General features: G+C 60.0%; 6 protein-coding genes and 1 CRISPR repeat array. Of the genes, 5 read left to right on the forward strand and 1 reads right to left on the reverse strand.

The window, feature by feature from the left end:
* From HUU60_12765 to HUU60_12775, 3 genes are all read left to right on the forward strand, one after another.
* On the forward strand, positions 1 to 197 hold a 197-nt coding region (locus HUU60_12765), incomplete at its 5' end, for a hypothetical protein (protein ID NUL83568.1).
* Positions 198 to 224: 27 nt separating this feature from the next.
* Positions 225 to 2,537: an extracellular solute-binding protein gene (locus HUU60_12770; GenBank protein NUL83569.1), complete on the forward strand. Its 2,313-nt coding sequence runs from the start codon at positions 225 to 227 to the stop codon at positions 2,535 to 2,537.
* A 9-nt stretch (positions 2,538 to 2,546) separates the two neighbouring features.
* Positions 2,547 to 3,749 (forward strand): acyl-CoA dehydrogenase family protein, encoded by a 1,203-nt coding sequence (locus HUU60_12775; protein NUL83570.1) that lies wholly within the window; start codon positions 2,547 to 2,549, stop codon positions 3,747 to 3,749.
* Here the strand turns inward: HUU60_12775 and HUU60_12780 are convergent.
* The gene (locus HUU60_12780) at positions 3,746 to 4,852 is read right to left on the reverse strand and encodes a Zn-dependent alcohol dehydrogenase (protein ID NUL83571.1); all 1,107 of its coding nucleotides are present in this window, start codon (positions 4,850 to 4,852) and stop codon (positions 3,746 to 3,748) included. The genes HUU60_12775 and HUU60_12780 overlap by 4 nt on opposite strands.
* A 329-nt stretch (positions 4,853 to 5,181) precedes the next feature.
* Positions 5,182 to 5,820: a CRISPR direct-repeat array (repeat unit 28 nt; unit sequence GCCTGCCCCACACACGTGGGGATGAACC).
* A 307-nt stretch (positions 5,821 to 6,127) separates the two neighbouring features.
* Between HUU60_12780 and HUU60_12785 the strand changes: the two genes are divergently transcribed.
* Positions 6,128 to 6,811: a hypothetical protein gene (locus tag HUU60_12785; protein NUL83572.1), complete on the forward strand. Its 684-nt coding sequence runs from the start codon at positions 6,128 to 6,130 to the stop codon at positions 6,809 to 6,811.
* A 557-nt stretch (positions 6,812 to 7,368) separates the two neighbouring features.
* A complete protein-coding gene (locus tag HUU60_12790; GenBank protein ID NUL83573.1) occupies positions 7,369 to 7,746 on the forward strand; it encodes a DUF559 domain-containing protein in 378 nt (125 codons plus the stop codon).
* Positions 7,747 to 8,116 lie beyond the last annotated feature (370 nt).

Raw genomic sequence — 8,116 nt, forward strand, 5'->3', positions numbered from 1 at the left:
CCCCCATCGGCGGCTGGTACCCCGTCAAAATCGTCTACGACCCCGAAACCGGAAAACCCATCGGCAAAATCGTCGACAAATCCAAACCCCGCGTGCTGAACGCCGCCCAAGAAACCTACCCCGCCGACGACGACCCCGAATGGGGCCAAGTCCCCCCGGACGAAGTCTGGACCCTCATCCCTCAGCACGAGGGATAAGGGCGTCCCCGGTACAATGGATCCGCAATGAAGAGCAGCGTCTGGCTGCCCGTAAGCCTGGTCCTCCTAATCTTGCTATGGGCTTGGCTCGAACGCTCGCCCCAACAGCGCGGCGGCGCCGTCGTCCTTCGCTGGGTCGTCAACTCTCAAGAACGCGATCAACAGTTTGCCCAGGCCGCCAAAAAAGCGTTCGAAGCCCGCAATCCCGGCATCCGAATCGAGTTCGTCAAGACCAACGAAGGCCGCAAGGTCGATACCATGATTGCCGGAGGCGACGCGCCGGATATCCTTAGCGTTGGCATGGAGCGCGCGCCCTACTATGCGGCCGCAGGCGCCCTGCGCGATCTGAACGACCTCATGACAGACGCCGACCGCGAGGCGCTGAAGGCCGCCTTTCCTGTTACCGTACAGGCCTTTCGCCAGGGCAAAGTCCAATATGCGCTGCCGTGGGGCTATGTGCCGTTTGTGCTGTTCTACAACAAAAACCTGTTCGACCGCTTCGGCATCCCCTACCCATCGGACGATTGGACCTGGGACGATTATCGCAAGGCTGCCCAAAGTCTCACTCGCGATCTGGACGGCGACGGCATCACAGACCTCTTCGGCGCCAGCTTCGCCCAATGGCAAGAGGGCTACTACTGCTGGGTCTATCAGAACGGCGGCGCGGTCATCGAGGGCGGCGAGCCGAGTTTCGATGCGCCCAAAGTCGTGCAGGCGGTCCAGTTTCTGCACGCCATGACCCGCGAAGACCGCACCCTCCCGACCGATGTCAACCGACCCAAAACGACCGGCGTCAGCCTGTTCGAATCGGGACGGCTGGCCATGAACGGCCCGACCGGCTCCTTTTACATCCCCACCTACCGCACCTACGACAAGATCGATTGGGACATCGCCTCCGTGCCTCGCGGGCCGGGCGGGCGCGGCACGATGGTCGCGCCGATCGGTTTTGGCGTATCGGCGCAGTCCAAGCATCCGCGCGAGGCGTTCTTGCTCGTCAAGTTCCTCTGCAGCGTCCAAGGGCAGCGAATCTTGGCCGACTCGGGACTGTTCGTGCCTTGCCGACGAGAGGTCGCGCTGTCCCGCGAGTTTCTGAACTCGCCCGGCCTGCCGCAGAACAAATACGCCCTCGTCGCCATGATGGACGATCGGGACGGACGCCAGCCTTGGGGCTTGCTGCCGCCATGGATGGGCGAAAGCTGGGGCGATGTGAACGAGATCCTGAACGAGAAGCTCGGCTCGTTCCTATTCGGCATCCCCAAGCCCGGACTAACGGCGCAGACGGTCTGCGACTCGATCCAAGCCGAAGCAGTGCGTATCGTGCAGGAGGACCGTCGCAAGCGACAGGGCGCGCCGACGCCTTGGACGACCTTGGTCGGCCTCTGCGTCCTCATCGCCGTTCCAACCCTGGCAACCTTGGCCGTCTTGAGCGTCAAGCGGCGTCAGCGAGATCAAGCCTGGGGCCTTGTCGCTATCTCGCCTTGGCTGATCGGCTTTCTCGTCTTTGGCGCGGGACCGATCCTCTTCTCCTTGGCGCTTTCCTTCATGCGATGGAACAGCCTGGCGCCTGCCGACGCCGCTCAATGGATCGGCGCCGAGAACTATCAGCGTCTGTTGGCCGGGCAAGACGAACTCTTTGGCAAATCGCTCCGAGCGACCTTCTACTACGCCGCGCTCAGCGTCCCGCTCCACCTCGTCGTCGGCCTGGCGCTGGCGCTCCTGATGAACGCAAAAGTGCGCGGCATCCGAGCCTTCCGAACCATCTACTATCTGCCCGCGGTCGTGCCTGCCGTCGCTTCGGCGGTGCTCTTTGCTTGGATCTTCCGCCAGCAAGGCATCCTGAACTATGTGCTGGGCGGCTTTGGCGCCGTGCCGTTCGTCCAAATGCCCGATTGGCTGAGCGATCCGGGCTGGGCCGTGCCCGCTATGGTCCTAATGGGCCTCTGGGGCGCGGGCGGCGGCATGATGATCTATCTGGCCGGCCTCAAAAACATCCCCACCCATTTATACGAAGCCGCCGAAATGGACGGCGCGGGCGTCTGGTCGCGATTCCGCGCCGTAACGCTTCCCATGCTCTCGCCGGTGCTCTTTTTTAACTTGGTGATGGGCATCATCGGCGCGCTGCAAGCCTTTACGACGCCCTTCGTTCTGTTCGGAGGTTCGGCCGGCCCCGACAACGCCGCCTTGCTCTACTCCTTTTACCTTTATCGAAAGGCGTTCGAACAGTTCCAAGTCGGCTACGGCTCTGCGCTCGCGTGGCTGATGTTCTTGATGATTCTTGTCCTGACGGCGCTCGTCTTTCGATCCTCGGCGCTCTGGGTCTACTACGAGGGCAAGAGGTAGAATCGCCGCATGGATTTTCAACTTACGGAAGAGCATAAACTGGTCCAGGAGAGCATGCGCAGCTTCGTCGAGCGCGAAGTGGCGCCGAACATAAGAGAATGGGATCGCAACGGCGCCCCCAGGTCGGTCTTTAACAAGTTGGCCGAAACCGGAGCGCTCGGCATCTGTTTTCCGCGCCAATATGGCGGCCAAGGCATGGACTACATCAGCCTCGGCCTAACCTGCGAAGAGTTAGAATACGGCGACACCTTTCTGCGCGTCGCCATGTCGGTGCACGTCGGTCTGTCCGGCATGTCCATCTTCTCTTGGGGAACGGAGGAGCAAAAACAGCGCTTCCTTCGCCCGCAGGCCACCGGCGAGCGGCTGGGCGCGTTTTGCCTGACCGAGCCCAACGCCGGCAGCGACGTGGTCGGCCTGCAAAGCACGGCCAAAAAGGACGGCGAATCGTACATCCTGAACGGCGAAAAAATCTGGATATCCCTGTCCGACTACGCCGACCAGTTCCTCGTCGTCGCCTGGACCGATCTGGAAAAGAAGGCCAAGCGCGACCACTCCGGCATGACCGCCTTTATCGTCGAGCGAACGATGCCAGGCATCAAGACCTACGCCATCCACGGCAAATTAGGCGTCCGGGCGGGCAATACGGGCGGCGTCGTCTTCGACAACGTCCGCGTGCCGGCAGAGAACCGATTGGGCGAGGAGGGCGAGGGCTTCAAGATCGCCATGTTCAGCCTGGACAACGGTCGATACACGGTCGCCTCCGGCTCCGCAGGTCTAATCAGGGCCTGCCTGGAAGCCTCGGTCAAATACGCCCAAGAGCGCAAGACGGCGGGCGTCCCCATCTCGCAGCATCAGCTGATCAAGCAGAAGGTCGCACACATGGAGGCCGACTATCAAATCAGCCGACTGCTCTATCTGAGAGCGGGATGGATGAAGAACGTCGGACAGCGCAACACCAAGGAGACCTCGCTGGCCAAATGGTATTCGACCGACGCCGCCAACCGAGCTGCCAACCAGGCCGTCCAACTGTTCGGCGCGTATGGCTTTGCGGACGAATACCCGGTCGAGCGCTTCTATCGCAACAGCAAGGGCGCCCAAATCTACGAGGGCACGTCCGACATCCATACGCTGATGCAGGCCGACTACCTGTTCGGCAATCGCCAGGACAAACCCAGCCGCGTTAACCTGCCGACCTGGCCGTTCGACGGCTAATCGAACAGGATGACCGACCGGATGACGTTGCCATGCTCCATCAGATGGAACGCGGCCTCCACGTCGCCCAGCCCGATGGTCTGAGTCACCATCCGGTCCAGGTCGAGCTTGCCCTGCAGATAGAGCTGCGCCAGCAGAGGAAAGTCGGAACTGGGCAGGGCATCGCCGCAATGACAGACGCGCAGCGAAGCCTTGTTCCAATAGACCCCGGTGTCCATGTCGCCCAAATTGAGGTTCACACGGGCATCGGCATCGGGCAAACCGATATGCGTTACCGTTCCGCCATAAGCCAGCATTCGGACGCCCTGGTCGATGCATTGGGGCAGACCGACCGCCTCGAAGGCAAAATCGACGCCGTCGCCGCCGGTCAGCTCGCGCGCCTTGGCCACAGGGTCGGTCTCGCTCGCATTGACCGTGTGCGTGGCGCCAAACTGCTTGGCCCAATCCAATTTGACCGGGTTCAGATCGATACCGATAATCTGGCTGGCATGGGCCAGCCGCGCGCCCTGGATGACGCTTAAGCCGACCCCGCCGCAACCGATGACCGCAACCTTGGCGCCCGCCCAAACGGGAGCCGTGTTCAGCGCCGCGCCCACGCCCGTGATGACGCCGCAAGCGATCAGACAAGCCTTGTCCAAGGGAATATCCTTGGGCATCTTGATAGCCGCTTTGCTGTGGACGACCGTTCGGGTAGAGAACGTGCCGCAACGCAGAACTTGGGAGAGAAGGGCGCCGTCGCGCTTGCGGCGCAACCGTTGCTGAGGCCGCAGCGCCATCCAGCAGCGCCGCGGATCGCCGCGCCGACAGGCCGGACACTGCTCGCACGGCGCGCGATAGGCGATGACGACCGGATCGCCAGTAGATAAATGAGTAACGCCGTCTCCAACGGCTTCGACAATGCCCGCTCCCTCGTGCCCTAAGAGAATGGGGTACTGCATCCCCATGCCTTGCATGTTCTTGACGTGCAGATCGGTATGGCAGACGCCGCTGGCCGTCAGGCGAACCATGACCTCGTTCGGCCCGGGCGGATCGATGGTGATTTCTTCTAAAGTTACATCCGCTCCCGGCGCGTTCAAAACCGCCGCCAATCCATCGTAGCTCATGGGGATGGAGTTTCGGCGCTTGGGGCTGCTTTCCTGGCAGAACCAAAAGAAAAAAAGAACGCCAGGCCTGCCAGAGCGACCGCGCCATAAAATCGGCCGACGCCTCGGGGCTGCCGAACGGGAATTTTTCAAACTGTAGCACAATTCCGAGCACAAATCCCGCCCAAAACGGCCCCTTGACAATAGGGTATATTAAAAGCCTCGCGCGTTGCGAAAAGTGCAGGGCACGGGACAAAGGCGCCGACCGGGCGTTTGACTGATTGTGCAAAGCTCCTTGACAAACAGATCGAAAACCTGGTATCCTTCCTAGGAACCTGGTAACTTTTAGAGCCTGCCCCACACACGTGGGGATGAACCAAATGGCTTTGGAGTTAATTATTCCGGCAGTTCGCCTGCCCCACACACGTGGGGATGAACCTTCCTCCTCGTCCACCGTAAGGCCTCCTGGCCAGCCTGCCCCACACACGTGGGGATGAACCGAGCTGTACGACGCGACGTGGCCGACCGCGAAAGCCTGCCCCACACACGTGGGGATGAACCGACTCCGCAAAACCGCGCCAACGACCCGACTCCGCCTGCCCCACACACGTGGGGATGAACCGTATACTGACCTTCCTACTATCGAACACCAAAGGCCTGCCCCACACACGTGGGGATGAACCCGTCGGCTGAATTCGGCGTCGAGGCCGTCAAGTCGCCTGCCCCACACACGTGGGGATGAACCCAAATGTTTCTGCAAATACCGGTATCGGCTTTTGCCTGCCCCACACACGTGGGGATGAACCGTCAAGCAGTTGCAACACCTTTGATAATTCATCGCCTGCCCCACACACGTGGGGATGAACCGATGGCGATCAGGCGCCGCTCGAATTCGGCATCGCCTGCCCCACACACGTGGGGATGAACCGATGGCGATCAGGCGCCGCTCGAATTCGGCATCGCCTGCCCCACACACGTGGGGATGAGCCGTTGAATCAATTGGGAGTTACGAATTAGGAATTACGAGTTAATTGGGAACCCTCCACACCCGCCGTTTGGTGCGGAGGGTTAAGGCTTTGGCTCGCGGGTAGGCTCGGCCTCCCGGACGATTGGGAACGCCAGGCTTCCGCCTGGCCCTATCCGGCTCGCGGGGGCAAGGGTTTTGTACGGATGCACCCGCAGGTGTGGAGCCTCAAGGGATCGATAGCGCTCTAACGCCAGCCCGGAGTCCCTCGACCTATAAGGATACAAGGGTTCGTACAAGCAGTCAGTGATCCATAACAGGAGGAGCTCAAGTTGGAGAAGGAACGCCAAAAAATATTGAAAGAACTCGACGATGGGATTCACTGGGATGCGGATAATCGCAGGGAATTCCTCGACTTGTTCCCGCGCGCGCTTCGCGATCATGTGGCGGGGGAGCCCTTCTTTGAGGTTATTGCCAACCACTTAGCGGATAAGCTCCGTGAAAGTCAAAGCGGGCATCGGGCCGAGTTCATCCGATGTCTTTGTGGCCCAATAGACCATGCTGTGTGCCTAAAGGCATTCGAGCACACCATGTTCGCGGCTAGAGAGAGCTTCGAGCCATACCGCACCGGACAGAAAATGGATACAAGCAGTCGGTATATTCTGACATGGGGACTAAACGTCGCCCTCACATACTGTCATGAAAAGATAAGACCGGCTCTTAATCTCGCCAAGAAGAACGGGTGGCTTGACGTTAAGGGGCTGTGTCTGCTGAAAGACCTCTCATCTCGTACCTTTTTTACCGCGCGCAATGCGTTGGCTCATTGGAATTTCGACTTGGAGACGATTCGCGGCAGCATTCGGCTTTATAGCAAATGCGATAACGATAAGCTTCAGTTCGATTACATTGAATGGTCGTATCTTAGAATGCTCGCCGCAAGACACATTTGCACGAGTTCGGGGCTCGCTCTCCATTTGGCTGTTGAGGAAGCGGTCGAGCAGTTGTCTCGGAGCTAGGAGCGTCTGGAGCCTTCTTTATCTCGTGGGCTCAGATCCATTCAGTTCCCTCCGCACCCGTCGTTTGGTGCGGAGGGTTAAGACCTTTGGCTCGCGAGGACGAGTTTCTAAGCCCCCTCCCCTGTATCCCCTCCCCAAAATCTTCGATTTTAGGGAGGGGAACGAAAACAGGCCGACCGAAACTCTTGCGATTTTAGGGAGGGGAACGAAAACAGGCCGACCGAAACTCTTGCGATTTTAGGGACCGAAACTCTTGCGATTTTCGGGAGGGGAACAAAAACAGGCCGACCGAAACTCTTGCGATTTTGAAGACAAGAACGAAAACAGGCCGACCGAAACTCTTGCGATTTTAGGGAGGGGAACGAAAACAGGCCGACCGAAACTCTTGCGATTTTGAAGACAAGAACGAAAACAGGCCGGCCGAAACTCTCTCGCTTTAGAAAGTTCAGTCCCCTCCCCAATCGCAGGGCGATTGGGGAGGGGATATAGGGGAGGGGCGAAAGTTCTCGCTCGCTTCAAAAAGAAGGAGCCGGGCCGCGCGTCCAGAATCGTTCTTCGTGCCCAAAGGCCTTCCCAATCGCAATCCCGCAGCCCGGCAGAAGGCGAGAGGCCTCCGTAGCTCGGCCTCTGCCGGAGAGCACGCGCTGTGGCAAGAGTTGCGCCGCAAGCGCCTGGGCGTCAGATTTCGGCGGCAGTATCCGATCGGGCCCTACGTGCTTGACTTCTACTGCCCGTCGCGCTGGCTGTGCGTCGAAGTGGACGGGGACTTTCACGACGGTCGTCAAGAGCGCGATGCGACCAGAGACGCGTTTTTGGCCAAGATGGGCGTTAGGACGCTCCGCTTCTGGTCGACCGAAGTTTTGAACGACGCCAAGGCCGTCGCTCAATCGATCTGGCTGGCGTGTCAAGAGACCGCGGATGTTTGCGCCGATTGAACGGCCCCTCCCCAAAATCTTCGATTTTAGGGAGGGGAACGAAAACAGGCCGACCGAAACTCTCTCGCTTTAGAAAGTTCAGTCCCCTCCCCAATCGCTCTGCGATTGGGGAGGGGATGAGGGGTTAAGACCATTGGCTCGCGGGGACTGGCGTTAAAATTGGGGGCCGGCGGGGACGCCGGCGGTACTAGAGCAAGCGGCACTAGGGCAAGCGGCACTAGGGCATGCGGCACTAGGGCAAGCGGCACTAGGGCATGCGGCACTAGGGCAAGCGGCACTAGGGCAAGCGGCACTAGGGCAAGCGGCACTAGGGCAAGCGGCACTAGAGCAAGCGGCACTAGAGCAAGCGGCACTAGGGCAAGCGGCACTA

Source organism: Armatimonadota bacterium, from assembly GCA_013359125.1.
Lineage (GTDB): Bacteria > Armatimonadota > Fimbriimonadia > Fimbriimonadales > GBS-DC > JABWCR01.

Coding starts and splice junctions, on each gene's coding strand:
- HUU60_12770 (NUL83569.1), top strand. CDS start 225: ATGAAGAGCAGCGTCTGGCTGCCCGTAAGCCTGGTCCTCCTAATCTTG.
- HUU60_12775 (NUL83570.1), top strand. CDS start 2,547: ATGGATTTTCAACTTACGGAAGAGCATAAACTGGTCCAGGAGAGCATG.
- HUU60_12780 (NUL83571.1), bottom strand. CDS start 4,852: ATGAGCTACGATGGATTGGCGGCGGTTTTGAACGCGCCGGGAGCGGAT.